This is a genomic window from Actinomadura chibensis NBRC 106107 (assembly GCF_001552135.1).
Taxonomy (GTDB): Bacteria; Actinomycetota; Actinomycetes; order Streptosporangiales; family Streptosporangiaceae; genus Spirillospora; species Spirillospora chibensis.
The window spans coordinates 42,810-61,266 of the sequence record NZ_BCQP01000060.1; the positions used below are offsets into that span (position 1 = coordinate 42,810).

General features: G+C 70.8%; 16 protein-coding genes, 2 tRNA genes and 1 pseudogene. 8 read left to right on the forward strand and 11 right to left on the reverse strand.

Going from position 1 to position 18,457, the window contains the following annotated elements:
* Positions 1–3: 3 nt before the first annotated feature.
* Positions 4–1,428 (reverse strand): amino acid permease, encoded by a 1,425-nt coding sequence (locus ACH01S_RS32280; protein ID WP_067900442.1) that lies wholly within the window; start codon positions 1,426–1,428, stop codon positions 4–6.
* 252 nt (positions 1,429–1,680) lie between these two features.
* Between ACH01S_RS32280 and ACH01S_RS32285 the strand changes: the two genes are divergently transcribed.
* Both ACH01S_RS32285 and ACH01S_RS32290 read left to right on the forward strand, forming a co-directional pair.
* Positions 1,681–1,758 (forward strand) — tRNA-Asp (locus tag ACH01S_RS32285).
* 20 nt (positions 1,759–1,778) lie between these two features.
* Positions 1,779–1,852, forward strand: a tRNA-Phe gene (locus ACH01S_RS32290).
* 360 nt (positions 1,853–2,212) lie between these two features.
* Here the strand turns inward: ACH01S_RS32290 and ACH01S_RS32295 are convergent.
* From ACH01S_RS32295 to ACH01S_RS32310, 4 genes are all read right to left on the reverse strand, one after another.
* A complete protein-coding gene (locus ACH01S_RS32295; protein WP_148344213.1) occupies positions 2,213–3,490 on the reverse strand; it encodes a DNA sulfur modification protein DndB in 1,278 nt (425 codons plus the stop codon).
* Between the two features lie 312 nt (positions 3,491–3,802).
* A complete protein-coding gene (locus tag ACH01S_RS32300) occupies positions 3,803–4,054 on the reverse strand; it encodes a hypothetical protein (RefSeq protein ID WP_067900448.1) in 252 nt (83 codons plus the stop codon).
* A gap of 845 nt (positions 4,055–4,899) precedes the next feature.
* Positions 4,900–6,408, reverse strand: a complete 1,509-nt coding sequence (locus ACH01S_RS32305) for a carboxylesterase/lipase family protein (protein WP_218010475.1) — start codon at positions 6,406–6,408, stop codon at positions 4,900–4,902.
* A 357-nt stretch (positions 6,409–6,765) separates the two neighbouring features.
* Positions 6,766–7,287 carry a CGNR zinc finger domain-containing protein gene (locus ACH01S_RS32310; RefSeq protein WP_067900451.1) on the reverse strand — a complete coding sequence of 174 codons (522 nt, stop codon included), beginning with the start codon at positions 7,285–7,287 and terminating at the stop codon, positions 6,766–6,768.
* A 109-nt stretch (positions 7,288–7,396) separates the two neighbouring features.
* Between ACH01S_RS32310 and ACH01S_RS32315 the strand changes: the two genes are divergently transcribed.
* Complete coding sequence (locus ACH01S_RS32315) at positions 7,397–8,260, forward strand: alpha/beta fold hydrolase (protein ID WP_067900453.1); 864 nt, start codon at positions 7,397–7,399, stop codon at positions 8,258–8,260.
* On the opposite strand, the gene ACH01S_RS32320 is transcribed toward ACH01S_RS32315, so the two are convergent.
* On the reverse strand, positions 8,226–8,882 hold the full coding sequence (locus tag ACH01S_RS32320; protein ID WP_067900456.1) for a TetR family C-terminal domain-containing protein: 657 nt from the start codon (positions 8,880–8,882) through the stop codon (positions 8,226–8,228). The genes ACH01S_RS32315 and ACH01S_RS32320 overlap by 35 nt on opposite strands.
* A gap of 176 nt (positions 8,883–9,058) precedes the next feature.
* On the opposite strand from ACH01S_RS32320, the pseudogene ACH01S_RS46270 reads away from it, so the two are divergent.
* Both ACH01S_RS46270 and ACH01S_RS46275 read left to right on the forward strand, forming a co-directional pair.
* A pseudogene (locus ACH01S_RS46270) lies at positions 9,059–9,337 on the forward strand (alpha/beta fold hydrolase); the annotation flags it as partial.
* Positions 9,338–9,790: 453 nt separating this feature from the next.
* On the forward strand, positions 9,791–10,327 hold the full coding sequence (locus ACH01S_RS46275) for a GNAT family N-acetyltransferase (protein ID WP_067900578.1): 537 nt from the start codon (positions 9,791–9,793) through the stop codon (positions 10,325–10,327).
* Between the two features lie 16 nt (positions 10,328–10,343).
* Here ACH01S_RS46275 and ACH01S_RS32330 read toward each other — a convergent pair whose 3' ends face one another.
* Both ACH01S_RS32330 and ACH01S_RS32335 read right to left on the reverse strand, forming a co-directional pair.
* Positions 10,344–11,123 carry an SDR family NAD(P)-dependent oxidoreductase gene (locus tag ACH01S_RS32330; protein ID WP_067900459.1) on the reverse strand — a complete coding sequence of 260 codons (780 nt, stop codon included), beginning with the start codon at positions 11,121–11,123 and terminating at the stop codon, positions 10,344–10,346.
* 7 nt (positions 11,124–11,130) lie between these two features.
* Positions 11,131–12,021, reverse strand: coding sequence for a helix-turn-helix domain-containing protein (locus ACH01S_RS32335; protein WP_067900462.1), 891 nt, complete (start codon positions 12,019–12,021; stop codon positions 11,131–11,133).
* 132 nt (positions 12,022–12,153) lie between these two features.
* Here ACH01S_RS32335 and ACH01S_RS32340 point away from each other — a divergent pair, with 132 nt between their 5' ends.
* Together ACH01S_RS32340 and ACH01S_RS32345 are read left to right on the forward strand one after the other, a co-directional pair.
* Positions 12,154–13,626, forward strand: a complete 1,473-nt coding sequence (locus ACH01S_RS32340) for an MFS transporter (RefSeq protein WP_067900465.1) — start codon at positions 12,154–12,156, stop codon at positions 13,624–13,626.
* 32 nt (positions 13,627–13,658) lie between these two features.
* Complete coding sequence (locus ACH01S_RS32345; RefSeq protein WP_067900471.1) at positions 13,659–14,984, forward strand: metal-dependent hydrolase family protein; 1,326 nt, start codon at positions 13,659–13,661, stop codon at positions 14,982–14,984.
* 18 nt (positions 14,985–15,002) lie between these two features.
* Here ACH01S_RS32345 and ACH01S_RS32350 read toward each other — a convergent pair whose 3' ends face one another.
* Positions 15,003–16,517 carry a DEAD/DEAH box helicase gene (locus ACH01S_RS32350; protein ID WP_083981395.1) on the reverse strand — a complete coding sequence of 505 codons (1,515 nt, stop codon included), beginning with the start codon at positions 16,515–16,517 and terminating at the stop codon, positions 15,003–15,005.
* 224 nt (positions 16,518–16,741) lie between these two features.
* A complete protein-coding gene (locus ACH01S_RS32355) occupies positions 16,742–16,945 on the reverse strand; it encodes a cold-shock protein (RefSeq protein ID WP_067900481.1) in 204 nt (67 codons plus the stop codon).
* Between the two features lie 265 nt (positions 16,946–17,210).
* Between ACH01S_RS32355 and ACH01S_RS32360 the strand changes: the two genes are divergently transcribed.
* A complete protein-coding gene (locus ACH01S_RS32360; RefSeq protein WP_067900488.1) occupies positions 17,211–17,438 on the forward strand; it encodes a hypothetical protein in 228 nt (75 codons plus the stop codon).
* Between the two features lie 201 nt (positions 17,439–17,639).
* On the opposite strand, the gene ACH01S_RS32365 is transcribed toward ACH01S_RS32360, so the two are convergent.
* A complete protein-coding gene (locus ACH01S_RS32365; RefSeq protein ID WP_067900494.1) occupies positions 17,640–18,290 on the reverse strand; it encodes a GAF domain-containing protein in 651 nt (216 codons plus the stop codon).
* Between the last annotated feature and the right edge of the window lie 167 nt (positions 18,291–18,457).

An 18,457-nucleotide genomic window follows, 5' to 3' on the forward strand; every position in this document is an offset into this window, starting at 1 on the left:
CGCTCAGGCACGGGAGCCCTCCTCGGCCACGGCGACCTGAACCTCCGGAGCCCCCTGCGAGGACCGCCGGACGAACAGCCACCCGAGCAGGACGAGGGCCACCCACGCGGCCATCACGTACAGCGCGACCCGCGTGTCGTGCTCCCACGCGATCGTCACGGTGACGAACACGAAGAACGCCAGCACGGCCCAGTTGGTGTAGGGCGCCCACGGCATCCGGTACGGCGACTTAGGCAGCGCCCCGGACGCCGCCCGCCGCCGGTAGACCATGTGCGCGACCAGAATGACCGTCCACACCGCGAGCGCGCCGCCGGTCGACACCGAGGTGATGTACTCGAACGCCTTCTCCGGCACCACCGCGTTGACCACGACGCCGATGCCCATGACCAGCGCCGAGATCACCACCGTCAGCACCGGGACGCCCCGCCCGTTCAGGCGTCCGAGCACCTTCGGACCGTCGCCGTTCACGCCCGCCGTCCGCAGCATCCGGGACGTCGAGTACAGCCCGCCCGCGTTGCAGGACGACAGCGCCGCCGTCAGCACCACGAAGTTGACGATGTCCCCGCCGCCCGGAATGCCGATCTTGTCGAACGCCAGGACGAACGGGCTCGCGCCGCCCTTGAACGCCGTCCAGGGCACCACGGCCAGGATGACCAGCAGCGACCCGAGGTAGAACAGCGCGAACCTGAGCGGCAGCGCGTTGATCGCCCGCGGGATGTTCTTCTCCGGGTCCTTCGCCTCGCTCGCCGTCACCCCGACCAGCTCGACGCCCAGGTAGGCGAACATCACCATCTGCAACGTCATGATCGTGGCGCTGGCGCCCTCGGGGAACACGCCGCCGTGCGACCACAGGTTGCTCACCGCGGCCGTGTCCCCGGCGTCGCTGAACCCGAAGACCAGCACGCCGAGCCCGACCAGGATCATCATCACGATCGCGGCGACCTTGATCATGGCGAACCAGAACTCCAGCTCGCCGAACAGCTTCACCGAAATCAGGTTCACCACGAACAGGACCAGCAGCGCCACCAACGCCGTCTGCCACTGCTCGACGCCCGGCCACCACTTCTGGATGTAGGTGCCGGCCGCCGTCAGCTCAGCCATCCCGGTCGTCACCCAGATGATCCAGTACGTCCAGGTCGTGGCGTACCCCCAGAACGGACCGAGGAACTCCCGGGCGTACCCCGCGAACCCCCCTTCCGCCCGCCGGTACGTCAGCAACTCGCCGAGCGCCCGCATGACGAAGAACAGCGCGAGCCCGGCCACCGCGTACGTCAGGATCAGGCTGGGCCCGGCCTTGGCGATGTTCTCACCCGCCCCGAGGAACAGCCCGGTGCCGATCGTCCCGCCGATCGCCAGCATCTGGATCTGCCGGGTCCCGAGCCCTCGCTGATAGCCTTCCGCGCTCTGGTCTGGGAGCTTTGCGACCACGCGGCCTCCCTCACATCTCCGGCCGCCCCAGGGGAGCGGCGCTACCCTCCGGTCACGCACCGCTGCGCGTAACCCGGACAGACTAGGAGTCCACGCCACAACACGAAACACACCCCGCCAACCGGTATCTGCCCGGTATCTCACCGTTACGCCCCTCGGCCGATAACGAGTTGGCGCACCGTTGGGCCATCGCGTATGCTCTCGGACGTCGTCAAGACACCCCTCCGAGGCCAGCCAGGCTCGGAGCCGCAAGGTCCTGTGGAGCAGCTAGGAGTGCTCGCCACCCTGTCAAGGTGGAGGCCGCGGGTTCAAATCCCGTCAGGACCGCCAGACGTGCGGCCGCACGTCCTGGGCAGGTAGCTCAGTCGGTACGAGCGTCCGCCTGAAAAGCGGAAGGTCGGCGGTTCGACCCCGCCCCTGCCCACTCCACCAGACCAACCAGAAGGCCCGGAACCACACACGGTTCCGGGCCTTTTGACAACACCCTCGCAACTGGTTGGCCTAGGCACGCGGCGCGTCCAACGAGATGTTGGACCGCGGAACATCCTCGCCGCGTCGGCTAACCGCCCAAGCTCGGACAGCAGCCGCCGAAAACGAGCGAGAGCGCTCATCTGACGGCAGGCGATCCGACCCAGTTGATCGATCTCGAACCAGGGAGCTACGCCGCCTTGGTCCCCGAGCCGAAGCGCTCATTCGCGCGATTCTGGTTGTCGCGCCGTCTCGCCGTTCGCGCGAACGAGCACTTCGGATCCTCGCTGGTCGAGTGTCCGGCTGCCTAGCTCAATCAAGAGGTGAGCGGCGCCGGGAGCTCGAAGGTCGTAATGTCCTCTCCGCGAGCGGTGGCGATGCGCTCGGTCAGCTGGTCGACGTCGCTGGTAGGCACCTGGTTTCCGACGACCAGGTAGGTGAGGAAATCAGCGGCCAGGTTGTAGTTCTCCCTCTTGGTGAGGATGTTGTGGGCCGAGTTGATCAGGACGTCCCGCCAGAGCGGGCTCGTGATCTTCCAGTCGACCTTGTAGGCGCGGGCCACCGCTTCCTTAAGCGTGAGGTTAGGGGCGTGCTCGAGGATCTGGGAGAGCGCCTGGAAGAGCACGATGTGGGTGGCGGGCTTGAAGAGCAGGCCGTGGTTGGCGTCCTTGGCGCGCAGTTCCGGGAGGTTCTTGGTGTTGTCACGGCCGTGCTTGAGCACGGGCATCTCGTCCAGGACGGTCGACCACCATCCCTGAACGTGTTCGTAGCCCTGGTCGAGGAACTCGGTTTCCGGGCGGACATGGGTCTTCTTTTCGTTCAGCTCATCAGCGAGGTCGTAGTGCCTGGCGACGATCTGAACAGTTTCGTAGACCGCGCTGAGGGTGGTGAGCTGAACGCTGCGGTCGGTGATGGTGTTGTTCTTGTAGTTGACCAGGGCTTCGCCCTTGTGGTTCTTGCCTGCGAGGGGGCCATCGTCGTCGGCCAGACGACGGGTGATGATCGCGAAGCCGTCGTCCTCGCTGGTGAGGATGTTGTCGCCCCGGCTGGTGGTCTTGGCGTAGCGGTTGACCTTGTTGAAGATCTTCCGGGTGTGCTGGGGGCCGATATTCGGGACGATGATGACGGTCACTTCGTCGTTGGCGACGTCCTTGACGTACTCGCCGTCGACCGACTTGTTGATGACGACTTCGCGCATCGCGGCGAACCGGTGCTGTCCGTCGAGGAGGACGCGTTCGCCGCTGTTGATCGTGAGGAACCCCAGCCCCTTAGCCATTGAGGACTTGTAGGCTTGCGGGAGGTTCTTGGCGAGGTCGGTAAGGGACTCGAACACCGGCTCTTCATCCGCGTCCAGCAGCAGGATGAGGGCTCCGAAGAATCGGTCCGGGGACTTGGCGAGGTAGGGCGCGATCTCGGTCCGCACGCGGGTGTCGTTCAGCTCCCGCTGCAGCCGCTCCGTCAGGCCACTGGTGGCCCATTCGTCCTTCTCGCTAGCCGGGCGGGCGATCTGGACCAGCTCGAACACCTTCATGGTGGTCACGTAGTAGGGAGTGGACCCCATCTGAGAGCGGATCGCCGTGAGTACAGTGGCCACATTGCCTCCATGTTGACGCACACAGTCTCTCTGTTTGCGTAAACATCATGGAACCACAGGGCGTGTGTTTACGCAAACACGGCGGCTGTATACGTTCAGACCGTGTCGTGGGTCGCCGACGGGGCGGTGGGGCCAGGGGACGACGCCGTGAGCTTGCCTAACGCAGGAGCTGACAACGGCTTTGGGCAGCGCTGGACAGGCTAGGAGCCACGAGGCATCTGTGAGGGTGTCAGGTCGGCGGACAAGTCTGGACGGGTCTGGATCTTGTTCCTGAGACTCGTAATGAACCGGTGTGTCCGATCCTCGGCGAGATCATTCCCCAGGTGACTGATCGCGAAGGGCGGCGTCGATCGCGTCCATGGCACGTAGCGTCGTGATCTCGTCCTCTAGCGGTGTCGGGTCCGTCCACCAGGCGGCGAATGCCCCGCCCACGCTACGAAAAGACATCCTGCGTGGCTTCACGGTCTCTCTGGCGATGCGGCCAGCTCTTTGGAGCACCCTCCGCTCTTCTTCATCGCGGTACTTGGCGGTGTAGTTCCCCGTTGCCCTCAAGTTCTCGACCATCGACGCCGCAACCTCAACGGCCTGCAGTTCATGTTCACCCGAAGCTCCAGGACCCATACGCCTACGATACGAAGACGAGCCGACATCGTCTCCACGACGCATCACCTGGCGCGGCCCCCATCGATAGGCGAAACTGGCCGGTCGACTATGCCCAGCCCCAAAAGGCCAGGCCAGGAGACCGCAGGCTGACGACAACAGTCCCAACCCCTGGTAGCCATCAACATGCGTCCAGCACCGTCCGACCTCGGTAGACATTGTGGCGGCAGGCGGTTGTACTTCTGAAAAGCGAAGGTCGGCGGTTCGAGCCCGCGCCTGCCCACCTCACTGATCGGCGAAAGGCCCGGAACCAGTTATGGTTTCGGGGCCTTGGCAGGAACGGCCTCAGCTAGGACAGGTTTCTGGGTGCCGTTCGCTTCTCGTCCAGGGTGCGTGAGCGTGGAGCGTTATCGTCAGCTTGATGTTGCTCCCGATGATGTGCGGTGGGCGGCGAGGTTAGAAGGGGTGCGACGCGGGTGTGTCGCGGGTCGTGGGAACGTATCCCTGGCTTCCTCAGCCATGGTGAACGCTGTTTGGGGGTGCTGGGGCGGGACGCCGCCAGTTCGGTCGCGCGTTGGGCCGTTTCGTGTTCTGGGGGCGGCTTCGGAGTTGGGGGCGACCGTGATGCGTCCGCTTGGCGAGTTCTTTGAAGCCGCGTGGCAGGCGGGTAATGCGCAGGATGGCAGGCGGTACAGGTTTTTTGCTGTGGCCGGGAAGAGGGGTTCGGTTTTTTCTGGGCGGGTTGGTTCGTGCGGCCGACGGCGGTTGGTTCGCCGTCGGCCGTGGGTGGGCTTACGCGTCTTTTCTGGTTAGAGGGTCTTCCAGAAGGTGTAGTTGTGTTCCTTCGCGAAGTCGATGCGGTGGATGCCTCCCGCGCCGGGGGCGAGGACCTGGGTGGTGCTTGCTCCCTGTCGCCAGGTCGGTGTGCCCTTGCCGTTTGGGTCGCCTGTGCGGGCGAACCTTGTCCAGTAGTCCGTCATTTGAGCGGCCAGGCGCTGCTGGGTGGGGGTCAGGCGACTCTTGTCGAAGTAGTCGGTCTCGAATTGGTATTGCAGTTCGGCGGCGTGGAAGGCGCCGGTTGGGAAGCCCGGGGTCTCTACGTTCGCGACCCACGGCGCCTTGACGTCGGCGAATTCGTAGGCGTAGGTGGGGACCCGAGGCGCGATGGATTGGCCGAAGTCCGTTACCGAACGGGCGAAGGTGGCGTCCGTTACGAGGGCGGACCATGCCTCGCTCGGCGAACCGTAGTTCCGGAGCGGATACCTGGCCAGCACCTTCGGCGCCTTCTCCGCGCCGACGTAGGCGCGCACGCGGGCGGCGTAATCCGTTTCGTTCGCCAGCGGGGGAACGCCCATGAGCTGCTGCGCGGCCTCGAACGTGCGGTATTCGTCGCGCGTCATGCCGTACATGACCGGGACCTTGGCGAACTTCCCTTCGCGCAGCGCCTGCTTCGGTGAGTACGGGAGGACGCCTCCGCCGCCGTAGACCGGGGCGAAGCCGTACTCGGATTCCTTCAGGAGCTTCGACGTCGGTAGCGCGCGCAGGCACGCGGCGGCCGTGGCGGGGGTGGGGCAGCCGAGCCTCTCGGCCACCGCCTGGCCCTGGCGCTCGGCCTTGCTCCGCGAGCGCGGCAGCCAACTGCCGGAGGGGTCGACCGTCCCGTCCCAGTCGGGCCAGTTCTCGACCGTGCACGGACCGCTCTGGACGATCGCCCGCTGGAAGAGGCCCGCGGCATCCGGGGCGGTGAGCTGCGAACACGTGCTCACCCCGCCCGCCGACTCACCGAACACAGTGACGTTGCGGGCGTCGCCGCCGAAAGCCGCCGCGTTGCTGCGCACCCAGCGGAGGGCGGCCTGCTGGTCTTCGAGGCCGAAGTTTCCCGAACGGTTCCTGGCCGGGCCGCCGTCCAGCGAAGGGTGGTCGAGGAAGCCGAAGATGCCAAGCCTGTAGTTCACGGTCACGACGATCACGTCGCCCCGCACGGCCATTTCCCTCGGACGGTAGAGGGCGCCGGAACCATTCCGGAATCCGCTGCCGTGGATCCAGACCATCACCGGCAGCCGTTTGCCGTTCGCGGGCCGCCGTGGCGTGGTCACGTTGAGGTAGAGGCAGTCCTCGCTGTCGCTCGCCTTCTCACCGAAGAATCCCGCGTTCTGGGCGCACGCGTTGCCGGGCTTCGTCGCGTCCCGCGGTGACTTCCAGGGCTTCGCCGGTTGCGGCGAGCCCCATCGGACGGGCGGCGCCGCGTACGGGACGCCGAGGAACTCCCGGTGGTCCGCGCCGACGGTGCCCCGCACCGGGCCCTTGTCGGTGACCACCAGCGAACCGTCACCGGCCGCCGCCGCGATCCCGCCGAACCCGGTCTCGCCGAACCTGGTTCCGCCGAGCCCGGTCGTCCCGAGCCCTATCACGGCGAGACCGCCGATCACGGCCAGCGACGTTCCCCACCCGCGCCGCTTCCGACCTGTATCCATGACGGCTCCCATCTCGTTGCATCGACTCCCTCTACGGTGGCGGGGGCCGGTACACGGGCACAGGAGCCTTTCCTCTAGATCTGCGGTGGGCCTAGCTCTACCCTTCGGCCCCGTCGCCGCGGTGAAGTCGCCCTGGGAACGCGGGCGGCCACTACCTTGAGAAGCGTCCGAACGCCGTGGGGTGTGGGCGGCGGCGAAAGGTTAGGGGCGGGTTGTGGTTCGGGTGTAGTGGGCTTTGGCCTTGGCGCGGTTGCCGCAGGCGGTCATGGAGCACCAGCGGCGGCGGCCGTTGCGGGACGTGTCGAGGAACCACAGGATGCAGTCGGGCGCGGCGCAGGGGCGGAGGCGGTCCGGGGGCGCCGTGGCGAGCAGGTCGAGGTAGGCCCGGGTCGCCAGCCATGCCGGACGCCATGACTCGTCGTCGACGTCCAGGTGTTCGGCCGGGGCGCCGTCGCGCAGGGAGAGGCGCAGCGTGCCGTGCTTCAGGACGGCGTTGACCTCGTCGTCGACGTTCTCGTTCAGGGAGCGGCGGATGGCGGTGCGGGCCGTTCGCAGGGGGGCCAGGTAGCGGTCGGGGTCGTCGGACGGCAGGCCGTGCGCGCGCAGCCAGGCTTCGAGTTCGGCGGGGTCGTCGAACTCGTCCAGCATCGCGTCGCCGTCGGGCCAGCGGGTGTTGACCAGGTCCAGCGGCAGGGGTTCGCCCGTCAGTGGTCTGCGCGCCATGACCCCATGCTAACCGACAACATGGAGTTGACAAGTTAGGTGGCGGTCTGGCTAACCTAACCGTTGTAAGCGAGTTTAACGGTTAGAAGTCAGGAAGAGGAACGCGCAGATGAACGTCCGTCACCACACCGTTCGGATCAACGGGCTCGACGTCTTCTACCGGGAGGCGGGCGATCCGGCAAAGCCGACCCTGGTCCTGCTGCACGGGTTCCCCACCAGCTCGGCGATGTTCCGTGGGCTGCTGCGCGACCTGTCGGACGACTTCCACCTCGTCGCCCCGGACCACATCGGGTTCGGCCAGTCGGCGATGCCGTCCGTCCAGGAGTTCGACTACAGCTTCGAGAAGCTCACCGAGGTCACCCTCGCCCTGCTCGACTCGCTCGGGCTCGACCGGTTCGCGCTCTACATCCAGGACTACGGCGCGCCGATCGGGCTGCGCATCGCCAGCCGCGCCCCCGAGCGGGTCACCGCCATCGTCAGCCAGAGCGGCAACGCCTACATGGAGGGGTTCACCCCCTTCTGGGACGTGCTGTTCGCCCACGCCAAGGACCGGCAGGCGAACGAGGACGCGGTCCGCGAGCTGCTGGAGCCCGGCGCGACCAAGTGGCAGTACACCCACGGCGTGCCCGCCGACCGCCTGGACCTGCTGTCCCCCGACACCTGGACGCTGGACCAGGCCTACCTCGACCGTCCCGGCAACAAGGAAATCCAGCTCCAGCTGTTCTGGGACTACCAGTTCAACCTCGACGGCTACCCGGCCTTCCAGGAGTACTTCCGCGCCCACCGGCCGCCCGTGCTGATCGCCTGGGGACGCAACGACGAGATCTTCGGGGCCGGGGGCGCCAGGGCGTACGCCCGCGACCTGCCCGACGCCGAGATCCACCTCCTCGACGCCGGACACTTCGCCCTGGAGACCCACGGACCCGAGATCGCCGATCTCATCCGCGACTTCCTCCCTCGCGCGGTCGCCTGACGTCCCGGCCGCGACCCGCCGCCGGAGCGGGGCCCTCAGGGAGGAGGCGGGCGAGGAGTTCGGTCACCGCGGACTCGGCGGTCTTGGTGGCGGCCGGACGGTCGGCGGAGCGGGCCACGGTCAGGGCCGTCTCGTTCAGGGCGGCCAGGAGCATGTGGGCGAACGGGTCGACCAGGTCGGCGGGCAGGGTGCCCTGGTCGGCCACGGCGCGCAGCGCGGTCTTGACCATGCCGAACCCGTAGCGCTCCTCGATCTCGCGCCAGCGCTGCCAGCCGAGGACGGACGGGGCGTCGATCAGGACGATCCGCCGCACCACCGGGTCTCCGGCCAGCCGCACCCAGGCGAGGCAACCCGCGTGCAGGGCGGCCCGGGGGTCGGGGGCGTCCGCCGCCGCGCGTGCGAGCTTGCGCGAGATGTCGGCCTCCACCGATTCCAGGACGGCGGCGAAGAGCGCGTCCTTGCCGTCGAAGTGGTGGTAGAGGGCGCCCTTGCTCAGGCCGGACTCGTCCAGGACGGCCCCGATCGAGGCGCCCTCGTAGCCGCGTTCGGCGAACAGGCGGGTGGCGATCGCGACGAGCTGGTCGCGGGTCGCCCGCCCGCGGGGTGACCGGTGTGCGTCCATGGTCAGCCTTCCGGATTGCCGAACCGACCGTCGGTCGGTTAGCGTATCGAAACCGACCGTTGGTCGGTTTCGCGTGTGGATCCGAGGAGGCGTCCGTGACCGAGCACCAGACCGTCACCACCCGTTCCGGGACGATCGCCTACACCGATGCGGGGTCCGGGCCGGTGGCCCTGTTCGTGCATGGTGTCGGCACGAGCAGCCGGCTGTGGCGCAAGGTTGTTTCGCAAGTTGCTGATCTACGGCGTTGTGTTGCGTTGGACCTTCCATTGCATGGGGGCAGCCCAGCGCGGCCGGGGCAGGACTTCTCGCTCGGCGCGCTGGCCCAGGTCGTCGAGGACTTCTGCGCCGCCCTCGGCCTGGACGCGGTCGACCTCGTCGCCAACGACACCGGCGGCGCCGTCGCGCAGATCTTCGCGGCCCGCAACCCCGAGCTGGTCAGGACGCTGACGCTCACCAACTGCGACGTCCACGACAACGTCCCGCCCGAGGCGTTCAAGCCGACCGTGGAGCTCGCCGCAACCGGGGCGCTGTCGCGGTCGGCGGCGGCCGTGCTCGCCGACCCCGCGCTGTCGCGCGGGGCGCTCGGCACCGGGTTCGAGCGGCCCGCGGACGTCGCCGACGCCGATCTCCGCGCCTACCTGGAACCCGTCCTCGGCACCCCGGAGAACGCCCGCGAGTTCGAGCGGTTCCTCCTCGCCCTGGGGCCGGACGACCTGCTCGCCGCCGAACCGGCGCTGCGGACCCTCCAGGCGCCCACCCTCATCGTCTGGGGCACCGGGGACCCGTTCTTCGACGTCCGCTGGGCCCACTGGCTCAAGGACGCGATCCCCGGCGCGACCGGCGTCGTCGAGGTCCCGGGCGCGCGGCTGTTCTTCCCGGACGAGCGTCCGGACGACCTCGTCCCCCACCTGCGCCGCCACTGGCTCGACCACGCGCCCGCCTGGCGCGCCCGCGCCGAGCGGCCGGACGACGCCGCCGCGATCCGGGAGATCAACCTCGCCGCGTTCCCGTCCGCCGAGGAGGCCGACCTGGTCGAGGCGCTGCGCGCCGACCCGGACGCCTGGATCGACGGCCTCTCGCTGATCGCCGAGAGCGCCGCCGACGGCACGCCCGCGGGCTACGCCCTGCTGACCCGCTGCCGCGTCGGGGACGCCCCGGCGCTCGCCCTCGGGCCCTGCGCGGTCACCCCGTCCCACCAGCGGACGGGCGCCGGTTCGGCCGCGATCCGCGCCGCGCTGGGGGCCGCCCGCCGGATGGGCGAGAACCTGGTGGTCGTGCTCGGCCACGCCGAGTACTACCCGAGGTTCGGCTTCCGCCGCGCGTCGGAGTTCGGCATCCGCGCGTCCTTCGAGGTGCCGGACGAGAACCTGATGGCCCTCGCCTTGGACGCGTCCAAGCCCGTCCCGTCGGGGACGATCCGCTACCCCGCCGCCTTCGGCGTCTGACCTCTCGGCGGCCCGGTCAGAGCTGGCGGAGGGCGCCCCCGTCGACCGCCCATTCGGCGCCCGTCACCTGGACAGCGAGCGGCGACAGCAGGTAGGCGATGACGCGGGCGACGTCGTCGGCGGTGCCGAGGCGGCCGGTCGGCAGGTCGCGCACGGTGCCGACGAAATGGTCGATGGCCTGCTCGACCGGTGTGCCGTAGCGCTCGGCGAGCTGGTCGGCGAAGCCGCCCGGCTCGTCCCAGAGCCGCGTCCGGGTCGGGCCGGGCGTGACGATCATGGAGCGGACGCCGTGCGCGCCGTACTCCCCGGCGAGCGACTTCGACATCGAGAGCAGCGCCGTCTTGGCCGCCGCGTAGTCGACGAGCGACGCGTCCGGGAAGCGGGCCGCCTCGCTGGCGACGTGCACCAGGCCGCCGCCACCACGGGCGAGCAGTTCGGGGATCGCGGCGCGGCTCATCCGGACGGCGGAGTACAGGTTGAGCTCGAACGTGTCCCGCCAGTCGGCGTCGGTCACGTCCAGGAACCCGGACCGCGTCGTCACTCCCCCGGCGTTGTTGACCAGGCCGTCGAGCCGTCCGTAGCGCTCGATCGCGGTACGGACGGCCGTCCGCGCCGCGTCCGGGTCGGTCACGTCGGCGGCGAGGCCGGAGACCCGGTCGCCGGAGTCCGGCGGGGCCGTGCGCGCGACGCCGAGGACGCTCGCGCCCTCCTCGGCCAGCACCCGCGCGGTGGCCGCGCCGATCCCGGCGGAGGCGCCGGTGACGATGAAGACCCTTCCGGTCAGCCGCAGGTCCATCCTCGCCTCACCCGGCGTGCGCGCGCCGCGCGGGCTGAGAGGGTTCGGCGACCTTGGCGCGGAGGAGGCGGAGGGCGGCCTCGGACGGCGACCCCGGCGCCGCGCTGTACATGAGGATCCGGTGGCCCGAGTCGTCCGGCAGGTGCAGCGCCTCGAACTGGAGTGTCAGCTCGCCGACCTCGGGGTGGCGGAAGTGCTTGGTGCCCGACGCGCAGGTCGCCACCGGGTGCTTCGACCACAGCGACGCGAACTCGGGGCTGCGCATCGACAGCTCCCCGACCAGCTCGGCGAGGTCGCGGTCGTCGGGGAAGCGTCCGGCCACCAGGCGCAGCGACGCGATCGCGCGCGTGGCCTCCTCCTGCCAGTGGACGTGCAGGTCGCGGTAGTGGGCGTCCAGGAACAGCATGCGGGTGAGGTTCGGCCGCTCGGCCGGACGGTCCGGCGCGCCGGCCGCGTAGTGCCCGGCCAGCAGGAGGTGCCCGAGCGTGTTCCAGGCGAGCACCTCGGTGCGCCGTCCGAGGACGACCGCCGGGACGTCGCCCAGGGCGCCGATGAGCTGCCGCGTCCCCGGCCGGGCCGCCGCGGGACGGGACGGGCGCCGCCGCCTCCCCGGCGCTGGCCGCGCCAGGTCGTGCAGGTGGGCGCGCTCGTCGGCGTCCAGGCCCAGCGCCCGCGCCAGGGCGTCGATCACGGTCGGGGACGCGTTGGCGCTGTGCCCCTGTTCAAGGCGCGCGTAGTAGGTGGCGCTGACCCCGGCGAGCTGGGCGAGCTCCTCCCGGCGCAGGCCGGGGACGCGGCGGGCGCCGTAGGAGACGACGCCGACGTCGCCGGGTTTGAGGGCGGCCCGGCGGCTGCGCAGGAATTCGCCGAGCGGGGTCCGCTGTTCGCTGTCGGCCATGAATTCACAGTAGGCGGGGCCGGGACGTCCAGCCTCACCCTGCCAGTGCTTGGTTCGCTGGTTTCTGGATGGCGGCCGCGGCCGTCCTTAACGTCTCCGGTCAACCGCTCTCGGATACGGAGGAACAGCCGCATGACCAGCACCGACCAGCACCGGATGACGCGCGCGCAACGGGCCGTCCTGCTCGTTCTGCTCAGCGCGGGTTTCACCCTCGCGGTGGACTTCTCCATTCTCAACGTCGCCCTCCCCGATATCGGCGCGGGCGTCGGACTCGGCCTCGCGAACCTGCAATGGGTCGCGACCGTGTTCGCCCTTTGCGCCGCCGGATTCACCCTTCTGTTCGGACGGATCGGCGACCTGTTCGGCCGCCGCCGCGTGTTCCTCGCGGGAATGGCGGTGCTCGGCGTCGCGTCCCTGGTCGGCGGGCTCGCCGAGTCCCCGGAACTGCTGCTGCCCGCGCGGGCCGCGCAGGGCCTCGCCACCGCCGCCGTGACGCCGACCGCCGTCTCGCTGCTGACGACGTCGTTCCCGGCCGGTCCGCTGCGCGACCGGGCGCTCGGGCTGAACGGCGCGCTGATGGCGGCCGGGTTCACGACGGGCGCGATCCTCGGCGGCGTGCTGACCGACCGGCTGAGCTGGCGGTGGGCGTTCTTCGTCAACGTGCCGGTCGCCGTCGCGGTGCTCGTCGTGGCGCCGCTGGTGCTGGCGGAGAGCAGGCCGTCCCGGCGGCCGAGGCTGGACCTCCTCGGCGCCCTCACCGTCACGCTCGGGCTCCTCGCGGTCGTGTACGGGCTGACCAGGGCGGGTGAGACGTCCTGGAGCGACCCCTTGGTGCCGTCCGCGCTGCTCCTCGGGCTGGTGCTGCTGGCGGTGTTCTGGCTGGTGGAGAAGCGCGTCGCCGCGCCCCTCGTGCCGGTGCCGATCCTGCGGCGGCGCGGCGTCGCGTGGGGGAACGCCGCCGGGCTGCTCGCCTTCGCGACCGAGACGTCGCTCGTGTTCCTGCTCACCCTCTACATGCAGAAGGTGCTCGGGTTCTCGCCGCTGTCGGCCGGGCTGTCGTTCGCCGTCCTCGGGCTCGGGACGGTCCTCGGCGGGACGCTCGCGCCCAGGGTCATCGCGCGGGCCGGCACCCGGCGGACGCTCGTGCTCGGCTTCGCCGCCCAGGCCGCCGCGACCCTGCCGCTCGTGCTGCTCGGCCCCGGCGCCGGGTGGATGGCGCTGCTGCTCGTGGCGACCTTCGCGGGCGGCACGGCCAATCTGGTGGCGATCGTCGGGTTCATGGTCACCGCGACGTCCGGGCTGCCGGACGGGGAGCAGGGCCTCGCGGGCGGGCTCGCGACGATGAGCCAGCAGATCGGCATCACGCTCGGCATCCCGGTCATGAGCTCGGTCGTCGCGGCGCGCGTGCACGCCCTCGGCGGGACGGAGACCGGGTCCGCCGTGCTGAGCGGCGTCCGGCTGGCGATCCTCGCCAACGCGCTGGTCTGCGTCGCCGCGGGCGTCCTCGTCGCCGCGTTCCTGCGGCGGCCGCGCCCGGACGCGCCGGTACGCGGATCCGGGGGCAAAGGTTTCGCTGCGAGCGGGCAAGCGTTCGGCGATCACTGATCCAGTGGACGCCGCGCGGGCACCGTCCGGTGATGAGCGAGCGGCGTCCGGACGGCCGGATCGTGCTCCGCGACGTGCGGATCTTCGACGGGGTGCGCGACCGCGCCGAGCCCGGCCACGTGGTCGTCGAGGGAACCAAGATCAAGCGGGTGGCCGACCGGCCGGAGGCGGACGTCCCCGCCGGAGCGACGGAGATCGACGGCGGCGGGCGGACGCTCATCCCGGGGCTCAGCGACGCGCACGCCCACGTCCTGCTGGCCGGTGCCACGCAGGCCGAGCTGATGCTCGGCGGCGCGGGCGTCGGGTACCTGAAGGGCGCCGCCGAGGCCGAGGCGATGCTGATGCGCGGGTTCACCACCGTCCGGGACATGGCGGGCGACACCGGCGACCTCAAGCGGATGATCGACGCGGGCCTGCTGCCCGGCCCGCGGATCTACCCGAGCCAGGCGGGGCTGTCGCAGACCGGCGGGCACGGCGACTTCGGCATGGTCTACGACGTCCCGACCGTCCTCGGCGGGACTCCGGCGCGGGCGGAGCGGCTCGGGCTGATGCGGATCGCCGACGGGACGGCGCAGGTGCTCGCGGGCGTGCGCGAGCAGCTCAGGAAGGGCGCGTCGCAGATCAAGATGATGGCGGGCGGCGGGGTCGCGTCCGCCTACGACCACCTCGACGTCCTCCAGTACACCCCGGACGAGCTGCGCGCCGGGGTGCGGGCCGCGTCCGACTGGGGCACCTACGTCGCGGTGCACGTCTACACCGGCGCGGGGATCCGGCGGGCGGTCGAGGCGGGCGTCCGGGTGATCGAGCACGGCCACCTCGCCGCGGAGGACGACCTCAGGTTCATGGCCGACCGCGGCGTGTGGCTCTGCACCCAGCCGTTCGCCGAGGACGACCACGAGTACGCCGACCCGGCCTCGGCGGCGAAGAACCGGGAGGTGTGCCGGGGCGTGGAGCGCGTCTTCGGCTGGGCCCTGAAGCACGGCGTGCGGCTCGCCTTCGGCACCGACCTCATGCTGGACCCGGCGAAGAGCACCGTGCAGAGCGAGATGGTCGCGCGGCTGGCCGGGCTGGCCGGCGGTCCGGTGGCGGGGCTGCGGATGGCGACGTCCGGGAACGCCGAGCTGTTCCGCGAGTCCGGCGCCCGGGACCCGTACCAGATCCCGACCGCCGCCGACGTCGCCGCCTACGGCGACGCACCGCACCTCGCCCGGCTGGGCGTCGTCGCGGAGGGCGCCTGGGCCGACCTCCTCCTGGTCGACGGCGATCCGACCAAGGACTTGACCGTCCTAGCCGACCCTGACGCCAACCTCAAGGTCATCATCAAGGACGGCCGGATCTACAAGAACACCTTGGCTTAGGCGTCCGCCCGCTCTCGATCAGGTGTTGAGCGAGGACGAACGGCGGCCGCGGCCGGGCTTGCGCTTGGCCGCGTCGTGCGAGTTCCGAGGACGTCCGCCCTGCACGGCCGCCGGCCGCTTCCGCGAACGCCCGTCATCGCGCTTGGCGTCCCGAACGTCGTCGCGCCGGGCCGCCGAAGCGGGCTTGCGGGCGGTGTCGGCGGGAGCGGGACGGGACGGTGCGCGCGCCCCGGTGATGCGCGTCAGCTCGGGGTCGCCCGGACCGACGTCCGCCGAGCGCGGCCTGATCCCGGCCTTCGCCATCAGGTCCTTCACCTCGCGGCGCTGGTCGGGCAGGACGAGCGTGACCACGGTCCCGGTCCGGCCCGCGCGGGCGGTGCGGCCGCCCCGGTGGAGGTAGTCCTTGTGGTCGGCGGGCGGGTCGATGTTGACGACGAGGTCGAGGTCGTCGATGTGGATCCCGCGGGCGGCGACGTTGGTGGCGACCAGCACGGTGACGTCCCCGGCGTGGAAGCCGTCCAGCGCCCGGTTGCGCTGCGACTGGGTCTTGCCGCCGTGCAGCGCGGCGGCGCGGACGCCGCGCGAGGTGAGCTTGCGGACGAGCCGGTCCGCCGCGTACTTCTTGCCGACGAACATGATCACGCGCTCGTCGCGGGCGGCGATGTGCACGGTGGTCTCGTGCTTGTCGGCGTCCGTGACGTGCAGCAGGTGGTGCTCCATCGTGCCGACCGCCCCGGCGGGCGGGTCGACGGAGTGGGTCACCGGGTCGCTGAGGAACCGGCGGACGAGCGTGTCGACGTTCCGGTCCAGCGTCGCGGAGAACAGCATCCGCTGCCCGCCGCCCGGCGTCTGCTCCAGAAGCCGGGTGACCTGCGGCAGGAAGCCCATGTCGGTCATCTGGTCGGCCTCGTCCAGGACGGTCGTGCGGACCCGGTCGAGGCGGCAGTCGCCGCGCTCGATGAGGTCGGCGAGGCGTCCGGGGGTGGCGATCAGGACGTCGGCGCCGCGGGCGAGGGCGTTCGCCTGCCGGACGAGCGACATGCCGCCGACCACGGTCGCGACCCGCAGGCCGACGGCGTCGGCGTACGGCGCGAGCGCGCCCGCGACCTGCTGCGCGAGCTCGCGGGTGGGGACGAGGACGAGCGCGAGCGGCGCGCGGGGCTCGGCGCGGTGCCCGGCGGTGCGGGCGAGCAGGGCGAGGCCGAAGGCGAGGGTCTTGCCGGAGCCGGTGCGGCCGCGGCCGAGGACGTCCCGTCCGGCGAGCGCGTTCGGCAGCGCCGCCGCCTGGATCGGGAACGGGGACGTCACGCCCTGCCGGGCCAGCTCGGCGTGGAGCGGCGCGGGCATCCGCAGGTCGGCGAACGACGCGGCGGGCGGGAGCGACGCGGCGGCCGGGCCGGACGCGGAGGACGCGGCGGCCGGGTGGGCCGGGCGGGCGGCGTCGGCGCGGGGACGCGCGGGACGGCGGCGGCCGGGACGCTGGCGCGGCGCGGACGAGCGTTTTCGGGAGGTCTGCCGGGAGTCGTCGGGCATGGTGGTCGAGCCTTCCTCGAAGCGGCGCGTGTCGAGGAAGTGCTCCGCCGCCGCCACGAACGGGGCGCGCAGGGTTCTCAAGAACGAACCGGATGCCGGCCGGCGGAACAGAGGCCGCGGGCCGTGCTGGAAATCTGGACGGGCGGCACGCGGGGCGGACGGCGCCGAGGTGCCGTCCGCCGCGCGGCCTTCACGATCAAGCGTGCGCGATCACAAGGGGGTGATCAGGAGGGGACGATGTTCTCCGCCTGCGGGCCCTTCTGGCCCTGGGTGATGTCGAACGTCACCTTCTGGCCCTCCTGGAGCTCGCGGAAGCCCTGCGTCGCGATGTTGGAGTAGTGGGCGAAGACGTCGGCGCCGCCGCCGTCCTGCTCGATGAAGCCGAAGCCCTTTTCGGAATTGAACCACTTGACCGTACCGGTGGCCATGTCGTCTCCTTCTGGTCGGTCCCGCTCGCACACCGTGTGCGGGCGAGCACGCCGCGATGGCCCATCCGGAAGATCCAGAACAACAAAAAATGCGCCTGAGGTCAGATCCGACAGGCGCATGAACATGTCTATGGGAACCGCAACTCCCGCACGGTACCACACGGGGCGGGATCCGGACGGCGGCCGGGTCGCGACACGAGATCGATTCGGCGTCAACTGCCGGGGTGACCCTACGCGGCTCCCGTCCACGGCGCATACTGCGGTTATGAATTCCTCCCGTCCCACCCGGCGGCGGCACCTGCCGACCAGCCCTTTCCCGCCTCCGTCCGCCGCTCCGCCCGTGCAGCAGTTCGAGCCGAGCGACCAGGTCACCCACGACAAGTACGGCCTCGGACGCGTCGTCGAGGTCGAGCCGGGCGGCGCCGTCGTCGTCGATTTCGGATCCGGCAAGGTGCGGATTCCCGCCCCGTACGCGAAGCTCTTCAAACTCTGACAGCGATGCCCGGCCCGCACGGAACGCCGGGGAAACCCCGGAATCGGGGCCCGTCCCGGAGAAATGGCCTGATGTTCCCCTACCGGCCGGGCACGGTTCACCGACCGAGAGTCACACGGCCGCCGGTTCACCGGCGGTTGGTTCGACGGCCGTCGATTTTACGGCCGACAGTTCCCAAAATGTCGTTCCGCAGCCGTGATATCACCCGCCGTGATCCCCGCCCGGCGGCGTCACGTTCGCGTGGACGGTGGCGGGCGGCGGGACGATCCGCGCCTCAGCGGGCTCGTCCGGCCGAGAGGCCGCCCGCCGGTCCTCCGCGAGCTGGACGAGACGGGCCGCGGTGTCGGCGAACAGCAGCAGATGGCGCGCGGCGGCCGGGCTGAACGGCCCCGCGCCCGGCCGGCCGAGGACGGCGAGCACCCCGCGCGTCGCCTCCCCGGTGTCCAGGGGCAGGATCAGGATCGGTCCGGGCGGCAGCTCGGTGAGCGTCTGGTCGGCGGCGATCCGCGCGGACAGCGCCCGCCGCGAGCTGAACGCCCGGCCGAGCATGGACCGGCCGCGCCGCACCGTCAGCCCGCGCAGCCGGTCGCCGCCCTCGCCGACCGCGACGGCGATCCGCAGGGTGTTGGCGTCCTCGGCGGGCAGCGCGACGAACGCCAGCGGGACGTCCGCCATGGCGCGGGCGCGCTCGGCCACGAGGGTCAGCAGGCCGGTCAGCGAAGCCCCGTCCAGGACGGCCTTCATCAGGTCGAACGAGGCGGCCAGCCGCCGCGCGTCGGCCGCGCTCCCGGAAGCGCCGCCGGACGTGTTGGGCGGACCCCACAGGGTCACCGGAAGATCGTCGCCGGTCATGTCGTCATCCCGCATTCCCCCTCGTGACCCCGCCGCCCGGGACGGATCGGCGTGTCGGCGGCGGGGCGCCGGACCCGACCGGCCCGAGGAGGACCGAGCGTCGAGAAACCAGGGGACGCGTGCTTGGCCGCCCGCATCGAGAAACCCTCGTCGGCCCCGAGTGTACG